17 protein-coding genes are annotated in these 16,965 nt (G+C 39.2%); 7 read left to right on the plus strand and 10 right to left on the minus strand.

The window, feature by feature from the left end:
- Positions 1-12: 12 nt before the first annotated feature.
- From leuD to leuA, 4 genes are all read right to left on the minus strand, one after another.
- Positions 13-615 carry a 3-isopropylmalate dehydratase small subunit gene (leuD, locus tag DV424_RS03625; protein ID WP_118859106.1) on the minus strand — a complete coding sequence of 201 codons (603 nt, stop codon included), beginning with the start codon at positions 613-615 and terminating at the stop codon, positions 13-15.
- A gap of 10 nt (positions 616-625) precedes the next feature.
- Positions 626-2,035, minus strand: a complete 1,410-nt coding sequence (leuC, locus tag DV424_RS03630; protein ID WP_118859107.1) for a 3-isopropylmalate dehydratase large subunit — start codon at positions 2,033-2,035, stop codon at positions 626-628.
- An 89-nt stretch (positions 2,036-2,124) separates the two neighbouring features.
- The gene (gene leuB / locus DV424_RS03635; RefSeq protein WP_118859108.1) at positions 2,125-3,201 is read right to left on the minus strand and encodes a 3-isopropylmalate dehydrogenase; all 1,077 of its coding nucleotides are present in this window, start codon (positions 3,199-3,201) and stop codon (positions 2,125-2,127) included.
- An 83-nt stretch (positions 3,202-3,284) separates the two neighbouring features.
- Positions 3,285-4,832: a 2-isopropylmalate synthase gene (gene leuA, locus DV424_RS03640; RefSeq protein ID WP_114908745.1), complete on the minus strand. Its 1,548-nt coding sequence runs from the start codon at positions 4,830-4,832 to the stop codon at positions 3,285-3,287.
- A gap of 543 nt (positions 4,833-5,375) precedes the next feature.
- On the opposite strand from leuA, the gene dprA reads away from it, so the two are divergent.
- From dprA to smpB, 5 genes are all read left to right on the plus strand, one after another.
- Entirely contained in the window at positions 5,376-6,497 is a 1,122-nt protein-coding gene (gene dprA, locus DV424_RS03645) for a DNA-processing protein DprA (protein ID WP_118859109.1), read from the plus strand.
- Between the two features lie 52 nt (positions 6,498-6,549).
- On the plus strand, positions 6,550-7,326 hold the full coding sequence (gene yaaA / locus DV424_RS03650; RefSeq protein WP_118859110.1) for a peroxide stress protein YaaA: 777 nt from the start codon (positions 6,550-6,552) through the stop codon (positions 7,324-7,326).
- Positions 7,319-7,900 (plus strand): hypothetical protein, encoded by a 582-nt coding sequence (locus DV424_RS03655; RefSeq protein ID WP_118859111.1) that lies wholly within the window; start codon positions 7,319-7,321, stop codon positions 7,898-7,900. Before yaaA ends, DV424_RS03655 begins: the two co-directional genes overlap by 8 nt.
- Before the next feature lie 107 nt (positions 7,901-8,007).
- A complete protein-coding gene (gene pfkA, locus DV424_RS03660) occupies positions 8,008-8,973 on the plus strand; it encodes a 6-phosphofructokinase (protein ID WP_005633361.1) in 966 nt (321 codons plus the stop codon).
- Between the two features lie 245 nt (positions 8,974-9,218).
- A complete protein-coding gene (gene smpB / locus DV424_RS03665) occupies positions 9,219-9,701 on the plus strand; it encodes an SsrA-binding protein SmpB (RefSeq protein ID WP_005633362.1) in 483 nt (160 codons plus the stop codon).
- Positions 9,702-9,752: 51 nt separating this feature from the next.
- Here smpB and DV424_RS03670 read toward each other — a convergent pair whose 3' ends face one another.
- Positions 9,753-10,541: an outer membrane protein assembly factor BamD gene (locus tag DV424_RS03670; protein ID WP_118859112.1), complete on the minus strand. Its 789-nt coding sequence runs from the start codon at positions 10,539-10,541 to the stop codon at positions 9,753-9,755.
- A gap of 107 nt (positions 10,542-10,648) precedes the next feature.
- Here DV424_RS03670 and rluD point away from each other — a divergent pair, with 107 nt between their 5' ends.
- Both rluD and pgeF read left to right on the plus strand, forming a co-directional pair.
- Positions 10,649-11,623 carry a 23S rRNA pseudouridine(1911/1915/1917) synthase RluD gene (gene rluD / locus DV424_RS03675; RefSeq protein ID WP_118859113.1) on the plus strand — a complete coding sequence of 325 codons (975 nt, stop codon included), beginning with the start codon at positions 10,649-10,651 and terminating at the stop codon, positions 11,621-11,623.
- A gap of 1 nt (position 11,624) precedes the next feature.
- A complete protein-coding gene (gene pgeF, locus DV424_RS03680; RefSeq protein WP_118859114.1) occupies positions 11,625-12,359 on the plus strand; it encodes a peptidoglycan editing factor PgeF in 735 nt (244 codons plus the stop codon).
- Between the two features lie 42 nt (positions 12,360-12,401).
- Here the strand turns inward: pgeF and mnmA are convergent, their stop codons facing one another.
- From mnmA to nqrE, 5 genes are all read right to left on the minus strand, one after another.
- Positions 12,402-13,553 carry a tRNA 2-thiouridine(34) synthase MnmA gene (gene mnmA / locus DV424_RS03685; RefSeq protein WP_118859165.1) on the minus strand — a complete coding sequence of 384 codons (1,152 nt, stop codon included), beginning with the start codon at positions 13,551-13,553 and terminating at the stop codon, positions 12,402-12,404.
- Between the two features lie 116 nt (positions 13,554-13,669).
- Complete coding sequence (gene nqrM, locus DV424_RS03690; protein ID WP_005629187.1) at positions 13,670-13,930, minus strand: (Na+)-NQR maturation NqrM; 261 nt, start codon at positions 13,928-13,930, stop codon at positions 13,670-13,672.
- A 2-nt stretch (positions 13,931-13,932) separates the two neighbouring features.
- Positions 13,933-14,973 (minus strand): FAD:protein FMN transferase, encoded by a 1,041-nt coding sequence (locus DV424_RS03695; RefSeq protein ID WP_118859115.1) that lies wholly within the window; start codon positions 14,971-14,973, stop codon positions 13,933-13,935.
- Between the two features lie 144 nt (positions 14,974-15,117).
- A complete protein-coding gene (nqrF, locus tag DV424_RS03700) occupies positions 15,118-16,353 on the minus strand; it encodes an NADH:ubiquinone reductase (Na(+)-transporting) subunit F (protein WP_005629183.1) in 1,236 nt (411 codons plus the stop codon).
- Between the two features lie 12 nt (positions 16,354-16,365).
- Positions 16,366-16,962 (minus strand): NADH:ubiquinone reductase (Na(+)-transporting) subunit E, encoded by a 597-nt coding sequence (gene nqrE, locus DV424_RS03705; protein ID WP_005631374.1) that lies wholly within the window; start codon positions 16,960-16,962, stop codon positions 16,366-16,368.
- Between the last annotated feature and the right edge of the window lie 3 nt (positions 16,963-16,965).

Consider the following 16,965-nt stretch of genomic DNA (forward strand, 5'->3'; position numbering starts at 1 on the left):
CTTTTATCTTTTTTAGCGCAAGAACGTTGGGATGTTTTTTTCGTATTCTGAGATTTTTTCTTCGTATTGAAGAGTTAAACCGATATTGTCCAAGCCGTTTAACAAACAATGACGGCGGAACTCATCCAGTTCAAAGTGATAGACTTTGTCACCTACAGTGACGGTCATCGCTTCCAAATCCACATGGATTTGTTTGCCTTCATTTGCCCACACCCATTGGAAGATTTCTTCTACTTCTTCTTCGCTTAAACGAATCGGTAACATGTGGTTGTTTAAGCTGTTGTTATAGAAAATATCTGCAAAACTTGGTGCGATCATCACTTTGAAACCGTAATCGGCTAGCGCCCAAGGTGCATGTTCACGAGAAGAACCGCAACCAAGGTTTTTACGTGCTAATAAAATGGTCGCGCCTTGATATTGTGGATAATTTAATACGAAATCTGGATTTGGTTTAGTGCCTTCTACATCCAAATAACGCCATTCATGGAATAAGTGCTTGCCGAAACCTAAGCGCGTAATCGCTTGTAAAAATTGTTTTGGAATAATCGCATCCGTATCCACGTTTGCTGCATCCAATGGCACTACTAAGCCTGAAAGTTGTTTAAATCCTGCCATTTTCTGCTCCTTAGTTTAATGTGACGTCACGAATATCAACGAATTTACCGAACATTCCCGCTGCGGCAGCCATGGCAGGACTCACTAAGTGGGTACGACCGTTACGACCTTGGCGACCTTCAAAGTTACGGTTTGAAGTGGAAGCACAACGTTCCCATTCGCCTAAACGGTCATCGTTCATCCCTAAGCACATGGAACAGCCCGGATTACGCCATTCTGCGCCCGCTTCGATAAAGATTTTATCCAAACCTTCTTTTTCCGCTTGTTCTTTCACTAAACCGGAGCCTGGTACCACTAAAATACGTTTTACGTTATCGGCTTTTTTGCGGCCTTTCATGACAGCCGCTGCCGCACGTAAATCTTCGATACGAGCATTGGTACAAGAACCGATAAATACTTGATCTACAGGGATATCTTTTAAATCAGTGTTAGCGTCTAAGCCAATATAATTCAAGGCTTTTTCTGCTGAAGCACGAGTCACGGGATCGGTCATTTCTGCTGGGTTTGGCACTGGCTGATCGATACCGATTACTTGGCCTGGGTTTGTTCCCCAAGTTACCTGTGGCGCAATATCTTTCGCTTCTAATGTGATGACCGTGTCAAATTTCGCATCATCATCGGATTTTAAGGTTTTCCAATAAGCAACTGCATCATCCCAATCTTTCCCTTTCGGGGCATGTGGACGGCCTTTTAAGTATTCGAAAGTGGTTTCATCTGGTGCGATTAAGCCAGCTTTCGCGCCCATTTCGATTGCCATGTTGCACACCGTCATTCTGCCTTCCATGGAAAGATCGCGAATAGCCTCACCACAGAACTCCACTACATGGCCTGTGCCGCCTGCCATAGTGGTTTTACCGATAATGGCAAGAATAATGTCTTTGGCGGTAATGCCCGGCGCCACTTTGCCTCGCACTTCAATTTTCATGCTTTTTGCACGGGCTTGTTTTAAGGTTTGTGTGGCTAAAACGTGTTCTACTTCGGAGGTACCGATACCAAATGCCAAGGCACCGAATGCACCGTGGGTAGCGGTATGGGAGTCACCACAGACAATTGTCATACCTGGCAAAGTTAAGCCTTGTTCCGGTCCCATCACATGCACGATACCTTGTTCTTTCGTGGTCATGTCGAATAATTGAATACCGGTCGCTTTCGTGTTTTTTGCAAGTTCCAATACTTGAATTTTTGCTTGGCCTTCAAGTTTGTTCACATCGCGTACTTGGGTAGAAATACTGTGATCCATAGTGCCGTAAGTTTTACTTACTTGACGTACTTGACGGCCTGCGACACGTAAACCGTCAAAAGCTTGCGGACTGGTCACTTCATGGATTAAATGACGGTTAATATACAAAATCGGCGTTTCGCCTTCCGCTTCGTACACCACGTGGGCATCGAATAATTTTTCGTAAAGAGTTTTTGCCATAATTTTTCTCAATTCGTTAGAGGCTTTTGTTAGAGTAAGTGCGGTCAAAATCCGAGGTATTTTTAAACCGCACCTTCATTGTTTTTTTATTAGATTGCGTTAGCAATTAATGTACCCATTTCCGCAGTTGAAACAGGCGCGGAATCATCAGCTAAATCTCCCGTACGGTGACCGCTTGCTAAGACTTTTTGCACAGCATTTTCAATCGCATCTGCCGCATCATTTAAGTTGAAGCTATAACGCAACATCATCGCGGCAGAAAGAATTTGTGCGATTGGGTTAGCAATGCCTTTGCCTGCAATATCTGGTGCAGAACCGCCAGCAGGCTCATATAAGCCGAAACCTTCTTCGTTTAAGCTAGCAGATGGCAACATCCCCATAGACCCTGTGATCATCGCGGCTTCATCAGAAATAATATCGCCGAAAATGTTAGAGCAGAGAAGTACATCAAAAGATTCAGGGGCTTTGATTAATTGCATGGTCGCATTGTCGATATAAATGTGATCTAAGGTGACTTCAGGGTAATCTTTCGCCACTTCTGTCACAGTTTCACGCCATAAGATTGAAGCTTGTAATACGTTCGCCTTATCCACAGAAGTCACATGTTTACGACGTTTCATTGCCGCATCAAAAGCTGCACGGGCAATACGTTCGATTTCATATTTGTAATAAACTTCGGTATCGAAAGCTTTAGTTTGTGCACCTTCACCTTCACGGCCTTTAGGCTGACCGAAATAAATCCCGCCGGTTAATTCGCGTACAACCACCATATCAAATCCTTTTGCCGCAATATCTGCACGTAATGGGCAGAATTTTTCTAAACCTTTATAAAGGGTTGCAGGACGAAGATTGCAGAATAATTTGAAATGTTTACGCAATGGTAATAATGCACCACGTTCTGGTTGTTGATCTGGTGGTAAATTTGTCCATTTCGGACCACCCACAGAACCAAACAAAATCGCGTCAGCATCATCACAACCTTTTAAGGTTTCGGGTGGTAATGGGCAACCACAATGATCAATTGCAGCACCGCCCACATAAAACTCATTGAAGTTAAGTTTAAAACCGAATTTTTCTTGGACTTTGTTTAACACTTTAATAGCTTCAGCCATCACTTCCGGGCCGATACCGTCTCCTGGTAGAACTGCGATGTTGTATGATTGCATATTGTTTTTCCTATTTTTTCACACTAAAGTGCGGTTAATTTTCTTCATATTTTCTCCTCTCTTTTGTAAAGAGAGGAATTGGGTTAATGATGTTTGTGGCTTTTAATGTCTGCCACTTTATGTGCGCGATAAATGGCATTAATCGCATGCACTAACGCTAACGCGGAAGATTCAACAATATCTGTTGCTAAACCAACACCATGGAATTTACGGCCTTCATGTTCCACCACAATATCCACTTGCCCTAATGCTTCTGCGCCCTCGCCTTTAGCGGTTAAGTTATAGTGAGACATTTTGATTTCTAAACCCGTTAAATTTAAGATGGCATTATAAACCGCATCCACTGGGCCATTACCGCCAATTGAAGACGTACTTAATTTTTCGCCATCTAACTTCAATTGAACAAAGGCTGTGGCTGGATATTCTTTCGTTGAGTGTGCAGAAAGTTTATCTAATACCAAACGATCTTCATCGCCCTGTTGCATATCAATAAACGCCAATGCTTCCAAGTCATAATCAAACACTTGACCTTTTTTATCCGCCAATTTTAAGAACGCGTCATACAATTTATCCAAATCGTAATCTTGTTCGTTATAGCCCATATCCGTCATATGACCTTTTACCGCTGCGCGACCTGAACGTGCGGTTAAATTCAATTTTTCTTTTTTCAAACCGATCGTTTCTGGAGACATGATTTCGTAGGTATTTTTGTTTTTCAACATACCATCTTGATGGATGCCAGAAGAGTGCGCAAAAGCATTTGAACCCACAATGGCTTTATTCGGTTGAATCGGCATATTGCAAAGCTGGCTGACCATTTGGCTCACACGATGAATTTCTTGGGTATTAATACGAGTATCCACGCCCATAAAATCCTGACGCACTTTCATTGCCATGACCACTTCTTCAAGAGAGGTATTGCCCGCACGTTCACCAATTCCATTAATGGTACATTCAATTTGGCGCGCACCATTTTGTACTGCTGTTAAAGAATTAGCGGTTGCCATGCCTAAGTCATTGTGGCAATGCACAGAAATCACTGCTTTATCGATATTCGGTACACGATTGCGCACTTGAGCAATAATGTTGCCATATTCATTTGGTAGGCAGAAACCTACCGTATCGGGAATATTTACCGTAGTTGCACCCGCATTAATTGCGGCTTCAACAATACGGCAGATATTGTCGATACCGGTACGGCCGGCATCTTCGCAAGAGAACTCAACATCATCCGTATAATTACGTGCTCGTTTCACTGCTGCAACGGCCATTCCTACCACATCATCAAAAGAACGTTTTAATTTCGCTTCAACATGCAATGCAGAACTTGCAATAAAAGTATGAATACGGAATGCTTCAGCAACTTTCAATGCTTCGTATGCGGCATCAATGTCTTTATCTACGGCTCGAGATAACGCGGCAACACGAGCGTTTTTAATATGGCGCGCAATGGTTTGAACAGACTCAAAATCTCCTTGAGAAGAAACGGGGAACCCCACTTCCATTACATCCACGCCTAAGCGTTCAAGTGATAAAGCAATCTGCAACTTTTCTTTTACCGTCAAACTTGCTTTTAACGCCTGTTCCCCATCACGCAAGGTGGTATCAAAAATAATAACGCGATCTGTCATAACAATGTCCTTACTAAATATCCTTCTGAAATCACTCCAAAAGTGCGGTGCATTTTCCTGTATTTTTTAGACAAAAAACCCGCAACTTATAAAGTGCGGGTTTAAAATTAGGTATTTACATCTGACTGTTTTTCATCCACAACTTAGCCGCACACCGAATGTGAGAGCAGCAGGTTGAGAGATAAAGAAACAATATGATACATAAATAAAAATCCTTCTGTGTAAAACGTTTTCCATATTACGAATAAAAAACTGACTGTCAAACTATTTTTTAGCGTTTTATATCAAAAATAATCATTAATATACAATATGAAATATACATTTAACTAACAAATCTAAAATAAAAAGAATATTCAACCAAATTAATTGCAATCAGCGAATTTTTATTATTGAATTTTTTACATTTTCAAAATAAGAAAAATTTTGCAATTTTTTACTCATCAAAAAGAATTTTTGCGATCTACATCGTAAAATGCTTTCAAGTTAATCGTTTCTTTCACTCGTTTTTTCCATACTAAATTTTCAAATCAAAAAGGAAAAAGCATGCAAGATATTACCTACACACTACTCCGCCTAATGCAAGTCCCTAAACTTGGCGGAGTTGGCATTGATAAAATTTTATCCAATATTACGCTAGATGAGTTGCTCAATTATGATGATGTTGCTTTCCGACAAATGGGATGGGGCGCCATTCAAATTCGTCGTTGGTTCAAGCCTGAAGCAAAATTTATTGAGCCTGCACTAGAGTGGTCACAAAAAGAGGGGAATCATTTGGTAAATTCTTTTTCCCCCTTTTATCCCTTTCTATTGAAACAGATAGCAAGCTTTCCTCCTCTGCTATTTGTAAAAGGAAATTTGACCGCACTTTCACAACGTCAAATTGCGATGGTGGGAAGTCGCTACTGCACGGCTTATGGTGAATATTGGGCTAAATATTTTGCTACGGAACTTTCATTGGCTGGCTTTACGATTACCAGTGGACTTGCATTGGGAATAGATGGGCATTGCCATCAAGCAGTTGTTAATATTCAAGGACAAACCATAGCAGTTTTGGGAAGCGGGTTAGAACAAATTTATCCCGTAAAACACCGAAAACTTTCAGAACTTATTTTGCAAAACAACGGCACATTAGTTTCTGAGTTTTTACCAAACCAAGCACCTATTACGACAAATTTCCCTCGTCGTAATAGGATTATTAGCGGGCTTTCTGTCGGGACATTAGTGGTTGAAGCCACAGAAAAAAGCGGCTCTCTGATTACCGCTCGGTATGCATTGGAACAAAACCGAGAGGTTTTTGCTGTTCCAGGCAATATTCAAAGTGAATTTAGCCAAGGTTGTAATCGCCTCATCCAACAAGGCGCAATGTTGGTGGAAAATGCAAAGGATATTTTGGAAACCCTCTACCAACATTCTATTCATAGCCAAACTGAAATCGATTTTGACCAGATCGCTGTGCCTAATTACACGCCACCACCCGATCCTCGGCGATTAGTAGAAGCACCAAGTCACCCGAAACTTTACTCGCGTATCGGTTACACGCCTGTGAGCATTGATGATTTAGCTGAAGAATTTAACTTGAGTGTCGATGTTTTACTTGTTCAGTTGCTCGATCTTGAATTGCAAGATCTCATCATGAATGAAAATGGGCTATATAAACGCGTTTAGTGTAAATTTTTATGCTAAGATACGCCTATTCTTTTTTCATAAAAGGACGATTATGTTAGCCATTATCTCCCCTGCGAAAACCCTTGACTTTGAAAGTGCGGTAAAAAATTTTCCTGTTTCTCAACCGCACTTTACTGATTACAGCGAACAACTTATTGAGGTTTGTCGTAAACTTTCTCCGCAAGATCTTTCATCGCTTATGTCTATCAGCGATAAGTTAGCTGGTCTAAATGCCGCACGCTTTGCAGAATGGACAAAATTTCACAATGAAAACAATTCCCGCGCTGCATTATTTGCATTTAAAGGCGATGTTTATACTGGTTTAGATGCAGACTCACTTTCGGAAGATGATGTCCTTTTTGCGCAATCCCATTTACGTATGCTTTCTGGCCTTTATGGACTTTTAAAACCACTTGATTTAATGCAACCTTACCGATTAGAAATGGGCACAAAATTAGCCAATCCGAAAGGAAAAGATCTGTATGCCTTTTGGGGAAATGTGATTACCCAAGCGGTTCAACAAGCTATAGATGAACAAGGCGATAATGTATTAGTCAATCTAGCCTCTGATGAATATTATAAATCGGTTAAAGAAAACCAACTTAAAGCCAAGATAATCAAGCCAGTTTTCTTAGACAATAAAAATGGAAAATACAAAGTAATCAGCTTTTATGCTAAAAAAGCTCGAGGCTTAATGTGCCGTTATCTTATTCAAAATCGTTTAACCAACATTGAACAGTTAAAAGAATTTGATTTAGGTGGTTATTGGTTTGATTCGGCATCATCCACTGAAAGCGAATTTGTATTTAAGCGAGATATCAATGAATAAAATTTTTGTTATATTGACCGCACTTATACTCTCTGGCTGTGCAACTAAACTGACTCAATTAAATGTTCCTACACAGTTAGAGCACAACGGTAAAAATTATGCCCTTACTGGCAGCCAAGATTTACAAACCATTGCACGCTATGTTTATATAGCTAAGCCAGATACACTAGAAAATTGGCAATCTGAAATTGAAATTCTCTTTGATCGCAATCAACCAGCGCGTTCAATTAAAGAGCGGATCGCATTGAGAGAACGTATTTATCGTAATACAGGCGTAAAAGATTTCCATTTCGATGCTATTCCAGAAAATTCGATGAATCCACAGGAATTAAATGGATATGTCATCTATTCGCCAACAAAGGAAAATCCATCTTGGCAAGTCAATGTGATGAAAGGACGACAATTACCACAATGTGGCTTTGTTCAGTATCAATATTCACAAAAAGTACAGCAACCAACACTTTCTAAACATTTATCCATCGATAAAGTGCAACAACATTTGCAAAAATACGTTGTGGATATAGAAAGAAAGCACTTACAAGATTTGAAGTGGCAACTGTTTTGTCAAAAATAATGTAAAAAATTATGCCGGATCAAAATCTCATCAGATTTTGCTAGAGCAGATACCTCTAATGATGTAATCTTATGCCAGTTTCCAATTACGGTTAAAAGTAGGTAAATATGATTAAAAAAATTGCAGTTTTAACAAGTGGTGGCGATGCGCCAGGTATGAATGCCGCAATTCGTGGCGTAGTACGTTCTGCACTTGCAGAAGGCTTAGAAGTATTTGGTATCTATGATGGTTACCAGGGCTTATACAACAATAAAATCAAACAACTAAACCGCTACAGCGTATCAGATGTGATTAATCGTGGCGGTACTTTCTTAGGTTCTGCACGCTTTCCTGAATTTAAGGATCCAAATGTTCGTGCGAAATGTGCTGAAATTTTACGTTCTCACGGCATTGATGCACTTGTTGTTATCGGTGGTGACGGTTCTTACATGGGCGCAAAATTGTTAACCGAAGAACATGGTTTCCCTTGTGTTGGCTTACCAGGCACTATTGATAATGATGTTGCAGGTACTGACTATACCATCGGCTATCAAACCGCATTACAAACCGCAGTCGATGCTATCGATCGTTTACGTGATACATCAAGCTCACACCAACGTATTTCTATCGTTGAAATTATGGGTCGCCACTGTAGTGACTTAACGATTTCTGCGGGCATCGCTGGCGGTTGCGAATATATCGTCGCATCAGAAATTGAATTCAATCGTGAAGAATTAATTCAACAAATTGAACGTAGTATTATTCGTGGTAAACGCCATGCAATTATTGCAATCACAGAACTTTTAACCGATGTTCATTCTCTGGCAAAAGAAATTGAAGCTCGCGTTGGACACGAAACTCGTGCAACTGTTTTAGGGCATATTCAACGTGGTGGTTCACCTTGTGCATTTGACCGTATTCTTGCTTCACGTATGGGCGCATACGCGGTAGATTTATTGCTACAAGGTAAAGGTGGCTACTGCGTAGGCATCCAAAATGAACAACTTGTTCACCATGATATTATTGATGCAATTAATAATATGCATCGTGAATTTAAAGCTGATTGGCTTAAAGTGGCAAAACGTTTGGAATAATCGTTTATTCACTTTATATAAATCACCAAAACTTAATTCATCTTTTTTATCTCACTTAAACAGACACAGCAATGTGTCTGTTTTTTCTTACAAAAGTGCGGTGATTTTTTCTTGAGTTTTCTATAAATCCTTTATCTTTTAAAGTTTGAAAATAAACGCGACTGCTAGTTCTACCTAGATGATCTTTTTTGCTATAAAAATAGATATCCGATAAAATGCGCCAAGCAAAATAAGGTATAAAAATTATGACAAAGAAAAAAGTAAAACCAGGATCAAATACTATCGCACTGAATAAACGTGCGAGACATGATTATTTTATAGAAGATGAAATTGAAGCAGGTCTTGAGCTACAAGGCTGGGAAGTCAAATCAATGCGCGCAGGAAAGGCAAACATTAGTGATAGTTATGTCATTTTCAAAAATGGCGAAGCCTTTTTATTCGGTGCAAGCATTCAGCCATTAAATGTTGCATCAACGCATATTGTTTGTGATCCAACTCGCACTCGAAAGTTATTATTAAATAAACGCGAATTAGCATCCCTATTTGGCAAAGCAAACCGAGACGGTTTTACCATCGTAGCGCTTTCTCTTTATTGGAAAAGTGCATGGGCAAAAGTCAAAATTGGTTTAGCCAAAGGTAAAAAACAACATGATAAACGCGATGATATTAAAGAGCGTGAATGGAAAGTAACAAAAGATCGTATTATGAAAAATGCACATCGAGGATAATATATAGCAAAAAGCCCGAAATTATTCGGGCTTTTTATTCATATCCTATGACTATTTAACAGTCGGAACTTTTAATTCTGGCTCATCTGGTTTTTCAATTGGTGCAAAGGTTTTATCTTTATTTGCATCAATAATTTTTTGGGTATCATTGGCTAATGCTGTTAAACCCATTTTTTCATACGCTTCTTTCATCAAAAATAAACCTTCATAAGTTGCTTTAGCATCAGGATATTGTTTCAACATTCCAACTACACGGTTTGACACTGCAACCCAAGCATCACGTTTTGCATAGAATTTTGCAATATCTAACTCATGACGAGCAAGCGCGTCTTTAATATAAGCCATACGAGCTAAAGCATCTTGAGCATAAGGGCTATTAGGGAATACACGAACTAAATTTTGGAAATTAGAAAAAGCGGTACGCATAGAAGTGGTTTCACGTGTCGCACGATCAATTCCAAAGAAATCTTGAATGAAATTATCACCTGTTGCAGCGTTGGTTAACCCAGCCATATAGACTGCATAGTCTTGGTTCGGACTTTGTGGGAATTGATGTAAAAAGCTATCTACCGTCAATAATACTTGCGTATAATCTTGTGCTTTATAGTTTGCATAAATTAAATCTAGCATCGCCTGTTCTTGATAAATACTACCAGGGAAACGTTCAGTCGCTGCTTTTAAATAACGAATAGCTTCAGAATAACCGCCTTCTTGTAATGATGTGACACCTTTAGTGTACAACTCATTTACTGATGCTTGCTCCACATCTTTTGAACCACTTGAACATCCAACAACCAATGCTGCCACGGCAAGCAATGCCAAAGATTTTATTTTACGCATTGTTTTTTCCTTAATTTTTACGAAAACCAATAAATAAGATACAATTGTCCGCTATTGTATAGAACATTAATCAATAAGCCAACTTTTAAAATTTTTAAGAGCTATTTATGCCACAAATTACCCTTTCAGCTGAAGTGCAACTAGAACAAATGGGACAACGTTTAGACCAAACACTTGCAGAGTTGTTCCCTGAATATTCTCGCTCCCGATTAAAAACGTGGATTGAAGCAGATCTCGTGAAACTTAATGATCGCATTGCCAATATTCCGCGTGAGAAAGTACTCGGAGGAGAAAAAATAGAAATCACCGTAGAAGTGGAAGATGAGACACATTTTGAACCAGAAAATATTCCATTGAATATCGTGTATGAAGATGACGACATTATTGTGATTAATAAACCCAAAGATCTTGTGGTACATCCTGGTGCTGGCAATCCAAATGGAACCGTGCTCAATGCGCTACTCTATCATTATCCCCCGATAGCAGAAGTACCGCGTGCAGGAATTGTGCATCGATTAGATAAAGATACGACAGGCCTAATGGTTGTTGCGAAAACTATTCCAGCACAAACTAAGTTAGTACGCGACTTACAAAAACGCAAAATTACGCGTGAATATGAAGCAGTAGCCTCAGGCATTATGACTAAAGGTGGCACAGTCGATCAACCTATGGCTCGTCATGCAACCAAACGTACTTTAATGGCGGTTCATCCAATGGGAAAACCCGCTGTCACCCATTATCGTATTATGGAGAATTACCGTAACTACACCCGTTTACGTTTACGTTTGGAAACAGGTCGTACACATCAAATCCGTGTTCATATGGCACATATTGCCCATCCATTGTTAGGCGATCAAACCTATGGAGGACGTCCTCGTCCACCAAAAAATGCGAGTGAAGACTTTATGGAAGTATTGCGTAATTTCAAACGTCAAGCTTTACATGCGGTCATGTTACGCTTAGCTCATCCAATTACAGGTGAAATGATGGAATGGTATGCACCATTACCAGATGACTTTGTTGAATTGCTTAATGCACTCAAAGCCGACTATCTCGAGCATCAAGATGAGTTAGATTATTAACATGCAAGTGATTAACCCAAATTGGAGCGTTCCAAAGAACATTCATGCCTTTACCACTACTCGTGAAGGGGGCGTAAGCTTGACGCCTTATTTTAGTTTTAACTTAGGCGATCATGTCGGTGATAACAAAAGTGCGGTAAAAACTAACCGCACTTTATTAGTAGAAAAATTTGGTTTGCCACAAACACCTATATTTCTAACGCAAACACACAGTACTCGAGTGATTCAATTACCTTATTCAGGACAAAATCTTGAAGCGGATGCAGTTTATACAAATGTTCCTCATCAAGTTTGTGCTATTATGACTGCAGACTGTTTGCCGGTTCTATTCACCACAACATCTGGCAATGAAGTAGCTGCAGCACATGCTGGCTGGCGTGGTTTATGTGATGGCGTATTGGAAGAAACTGTCAAATGCTTTCAGGCCAAACCTGAAGATATTATCGCGTGGTTTGGCCCTGCAATAGGTCCAAAAGCCTTTCAAGTTGGTATTGATGTTGTAGAAAAGTTTGTTGCAGTAGATGAAAAAGCCAAACTCGCCTTTCAACCTGATGCAATAGGAGAAGGTAAATATCTAGGTAATCTTTATCAAATCGCGACTCAGCGATTAAACAATCTAGGCATTACGCAAATTTATGGTGGAAATCACTGTACATTCAATGAAAAAGAATTGTTCTTTTCTTATCGCCGTGACAACCAAACAGGCCGAATGGCAAGTGTCATTTGGTTTGAATAAATAGTCTAAAAGCGCATAAAATGCGCTTTTAGTATCTTTGTTTTATATTCTTTCTTCGATAATACCACCGCCCAAACAAACTTCACCAAGGTAAAATACGGCAGATTGCCCTGGGGTTACTGCTGATTGAGGTTCATCAAAAATAACTCGAATGGTTTCATCCTCAATTGGTTCAATCACACAAGGAATATCTTGTTGGCGATAACGCGTTTTCACCGTGCAACGTAATAACTCTCGAATAGGTTCGCGATCAACCCAATGTAATTGGCTAGCAATCAAACCTTTTGAAAATAAACGAGGATGATCGTGCCCCTGAGCGACAATAAGTTCATTATTTTCCACATCCTTATCTACCACATACCAAGCCTCATCACCCGCATTTTTTAAACCACCAATGCCTAATCCTTTACGCTGTCCCAACGTGTGATACATCAAGCCATCATGGCGACCAATAATTTCACCATCAACAGTACGAATATCACCAGGTTGAGCAGGTAAGTAACGCGCTAAGAAATCCTTAAATTTACGCTCACCAATAAAACAAATACCGGTAGAATCTTTTTTCTTCGCCGTAATTAAGCCAAGATCTTCAGCAATAGCGCGAACAATGGGCTTCTCAATTTCACCGACGGGGAATAAACTTTGCCCCACTTGTTTATGGCTTAAGGTATAAAGAAAATAACTTTGATCTTTATTAGCGTCTAGACCACGTAATAATTTTGCATTTTCATCATCACCAGCTCTACGTACATAATGCCCTGTTGCAATGTAATGGGCGCCAAGATCTTCAGCTGCATATTCTAAAAATGCTTTAAATTTAATTTCTTTATTACACAAAATATCAGGGTTCGGCGTGCGCCCTGCTTTATATTCAGTCAGAAAATGCTCAAAGACATTATCCCAGTATTCTGCTGCAAAATTAATTTTATGTAGTTTGATACCCAATTTATCACATACTGCTTGAGCATCTGCAAGATCAGCTGCTGCAGTGCAGTAATCCGTATCATCATCTTCTTCCCAGTTTTTCATAAACAGGCCTTCCACCTGATAGCCTTGCTGTTGAAGAATAAAAGCTGACACAGAAGAATCCACTCCGCCAGACATACCACAAATCACTTTTTTTGTCGCATTTCTCGCAAGCTGTTCTTGCGTCAGTTGAGGAAAGTGTTGATTATAAGTATTTGAAATTAACATAGTTCTCCCGTAACTTCGGTTAAGGCGAAGCACATTGGTCATTGAATGAGAAAACGGCAAAATAATTTTGCCGTTAATTTTATTTTGCACATAAAGTGCGGTCATTTTTGAGCAAGTTATTTCACTTCATAAAATTGCGAATCATCATCTTTTTTCGCGAATTTTTGCTCATATTCAGCTTTCGCTTGTTCATCGCCCGCATCTAATTTTGATTGCAGCGTGTCGCAAGGTTTATCACAATCGCAAGCTTTGGCAATACCAAGGGTAGATAAACCACCACAACTGCCTTTTAAACTTTGTTTTTTGATAATAAATCCGATAGACATCAACAATATAATTGCGACGAAAGCGATTAAAGTAAAAAATAAAGTTTGCATAACTATTCTTTTGTTTCTGTTAATTTTTTGAAAGCAGAGGATGATTTTGTGACAAAACCATTATCTGTTTTAATGATTAAGTAAACAGCAAGATTATTTTTCTCTGCCACTTCTAACGCCTTGTCTTCACCCAGCACAAATAACCCTGTTGATAAGCCATCTGCAGTCATTGAGGTTGGTGCAAGTACCGTAATTGAAGCTAAATGATGCTGAATTGGATAACCTGTTTTCGGATCAATTTCATGAGCAAAGCGTTTACCATTTTCTTCAAAGTAAATACGATAATCGCCAGAACTTGCCATTCCCATATTGTCTAATCCAATGACAGCCTCAACCGCTCGTTCACCTGTTGTAGTTGGTTTTTCAATTGCGATCTGCCAAGGTTTGCCTTCAATATTTTTTCCTTTCGCACGAATTTCACCGCCGATTTCAACCATGTAATTCTGAGCATTTAGTTGTTCTAATTTTTCAGCAACCTGATCAACGCCAAAACCTTTAGCAATCGAAGACAAATCAACATAAACTTGAGGAAGTGCTTTGCTTAATGTCGGTTTTGCACCACTCATATCGAGGGCAATTTTATCAATACCAACCCAAGCTTGGCGTTCAGCTAATTGTTCTGGTGTAGGTTGTTTTTCTGGACGTTTTTCAGGGCCAAATCCCCATAAATTCACAACTGGGCCAACAGTTACATCCAATGCACCTTCAGTCACTTTATTTAAACGAATCGCTTCGGCCAATACTTTGGCAAAATCTGCTGAAATCTCAATCGGTGTATTCACTTGGGTATTTTGATTGAAACGGCTCAGTTCCGAATCTTTTTTGTAAGTGGACATTTTAGCGTTCACATCTTTTAAGATAGCTTCAATTTCTTCATGCGTCTTTTCAGATGTTGCTTTCATCGATCCTTCATCAAGGTATTTAACATGATAAGTTGTTCCCATTGTTTTACCACTTAATGAGATAACTTTTGTTTCTTTTTGACAGGCTGCAAGACTTAATACCATTGCCACAGCCATAATACCACTTATTAATTTTTTCATCTGGATTTCCTACATCTGTGAATTACTGGCAAATTCAACAAAACTTACCTGTAATCATAGAAAATTTTCTAAAAACACCTTAAATTTTGACCGCACTTCATCACAAAGTGCGGTCAGTTTTTATGATGAATTGATTAACTAAAATCAGCCACCAAAGTCATCTAATAGAATGTTTTCATCTTCAACACCAAGGTCTTTCAACATTTTGATTACCGCAGCGTTCATCACCGGAGGTCCACACATATAGTATTCACAATCTTCTGGTGCTTCATGATTTTTCAAGTAGTTTTCATAAAGTACATTGTGAATAAAGCCTGTATAGCCAGTCCAATTATCTTCAGGCAATGCGTCCGATAATGCAACATGCCATACAAAGTTTGGATTTTCAGCTTGTAATTGGTCAAAGTCTTCTTGATAGAAAATTTCACGTTTAGAACGTGCACCATACCAGAATGACATTTTACGTTTAGAATGAAGACGTTTTAATTGGTCAAAAATATGAGAACGCATTGGAGCCATACCAGCACCACCACCGATAAATACCATTTCTGCATCGGTTTCTTTCGCAAAGAATTCACCAAATGGACCAGAAATAGTAACTTTGTCACCTGCTTTTAATGACCAAATGTATGAAGACATTTGACCTGGAGGCGCATCAGGTTGGCGTGGTGGAGGTGTTGCAATACGCACATTAAGCATAATGATGCCTTTCTCTTCAGGATACGAAGCCATTGAGTATGCACGAATAATATGTTCATCCACTTTAGAGACATAACGCCATAAGTCGTATTTATCCCAGTCTTCGTGGTATTCTTCAGGAATATCAAAATCTTTATAGTTTACCACATGTGGATCAGCTTCGATTTGAATATAACCACCCGCGCGGAATGGAACTTCTTCACCTTCAGGAATAGCTAATTTAAGCTCTTTAATAAAGGTTGCTTTGTTATCGTTAGAAATAACAGTACATTCCCATTTTTTCACGCCGAAGATTTCTTCTGGAAGTTCAACTTCCATATTACCTTTCACGTTAACTTGACAAGCTAGACGATAACCTTCTTTTGCTTCACGTTTGTTAATGTGAGAAAGTTCGGTTGGAAGAATTTCTCCGCCACCATTTTTCACTTTAACAATACATTGACCACAAGAGCCACCGCCGCCGCAAGCAGAAGACACAAAAATACCTTTACTTGCTAAAGCACCTAATAATTTGCCACCTGCAGGTAATGTGATCGCTTTTTCAGGATCGTCATTGATGCCTATAGTAATATCACCAGAATCGACTAATTTTGATTTCGCAAATAAGATGATTGCCACTAACACTAATACAATAACCGTGAATGCGGCAATACCGAGTGCAAGAATTACTGAATCGCTCATTGATTACACTCCTTATAATTGAATACCAGAGAAAGACATAAAGCCTAACGCCATTAAACCAACAGAGATAAAGGTAATACCTAAACCTTTTAATCCTGCAGGAATATCCGCATATTTCATTTTCTCAGTTAAGCCAGCAAGCGCAACAATCGCTAACATCCAACCTAAACCTGAGCCAAAACCGTACACGATAGATTCAGGGAAATTGTAATCACGTTGAACCATGAAAGATACCCCACCAAAAATCGCACAGTTTACTGCAATTAACGGTAAGAAAATCCCTAATGCATTATAAAGAGATGGCATAAATTTATCTAATACCATTTCAAGAATTTGCACTAAACCAGCAATAACCCCAATGAAAGTAATGAAGTTCAAGAATGATAAATCTACACCTTCAATTAAAGCATTTTCTTTTAATACATTTGCATAAATTAATTGGTTTACTGGCACTGCGATCCCAAGAACGAAAGTTACCGCAATACCAAGACCAAACGCAGTTGATACCTTTTTAGATACCGCTAAGAAAGTACACATTCCTAAGAAGAAGGAAAGTGCCATATTTTCAATGAAGACTGCCTTAACGAATAGGCTAATATAATGTTCCATTGA

Source organism: Haemophilus haemolyticus (assembly GCF_003493605.1).
GTDB classification, from domain to species: Bacteria; Pseudomonadota; Gammaproteobacteria; order Enterobacterales; family Pasteurellaceae; genus Haemophilus; species Haemophilus haemolyticus_J.

Bases quoted from the DNA above. Each gene is read 5' to 3' on its own strand.
- nqrE (WP_005631374.1), bottom strand. From the start codon at position 16,962: ATGGAACATTATATTAGCCTATTCGTTAAGGCAGTCTTCATTGAAAAT.
- smpB (WP_005633362.1), top strand. From the start codon at position 9,219: ATGACAAAGAAAAAAGTAAAACCAGGATCAAATACTATCGCACTGAAT.
- DV424_RS03695 (WP_118859115.1), bottom strand. From the start codon at position 14,973: ATGAAAAAATTAATAAGTGGTATTATGGCTGTGGCAATGGTATTAAGT.
- dprA (WP_118859109.1), top strand. From the start codon at position 5,376: ATGCAAGATATTACCTACACACTACTCCGCCTAATGCAAGTCCCTAAA.
- mnmA (WP_118859165.1), bottom strand. From the start codon at position 13,553: ATGTTAATTTCAAATACTTATAATCAACACTTTCCTCAACTGACGCAA.
- leuB (WP_118859108.1), bottom strand. From the start codon at position 3,201: ATGCAATCATACAACATCGCAGTTCTACCAGGAGACGGTATCGGCCCG.
- leuA (WP_114908745.1), bottom strand. From the start codon at position 4,832: ATGACAGATCGCGTTATTATTTTTGATACCACCTTGCGTGATGGGGAA.
- DV424_RS03670 (WP_118859112.1), bottom strand. From the start codon at position 10,541: ATGCGTAAAATAAAATCTTTGGCATTGCTTGCCGTGGCAGCATTGGTT.
- leuD (WP_118859106.1), bottom strand. From the start codon at position 615: ATGGCAGGATTTAAACAACTTTCAGGCTTAGTAGTGCCATTGGATGCA.
- nqrM (WP_005629187.1), bottom strand. From the start codon at position 13,930: ATGCAAACTTTATTTTTTACTTTAATCGCTTTCGTCGCAATTATATTG.
- rluD (WP_118859113.1), top strand. From the start codon at position 10,649: ATGCCACAAATTACCCTTTCAGCTGAAGTGCAACTAGAACAAATGGGA.
- pgeF (WP_118859114.1), top strand. From the start codon at position 11,625: ATGCAAGTGATTAACCCAAATTGGAGCGTTCCAAAGAACATTCATGCC.
- leuC (WP_118859107.1), bottom strand. From the start codon at position 2,035: ATGGCAAAAACTCTTTACGAAAAATTATTCGATGCCCACGTGGTGTAC.
- DV424_RS03655 (WP_118859111.1), top strand. From the start codon at position 7,319: ATGAATAAAATTTTTGTTATATTGACCGCACTTATACTCTCTGGCTGT.
- yaaA (WP_118859110.1), top strand. From the start codon at position 6,550: ATGTTAGCCATTATCTCCCCTGCGAAAACCCTTGACTTTGAAAGTGCG.
- nqrF (WP_005629183.1), bottom strand. From the start codon at position 16,353: ATGAGCGATTCAGTAATTCTTGCACTCGGTATTGCCGCATTCACGGTT.
- pfkA (WP_005633361.1), top strand. From the start codon at position 8,008: ATGATTAAAAAAATTGCAGTTTTAACAAGTGGTGGCGATGCGCCAGGT.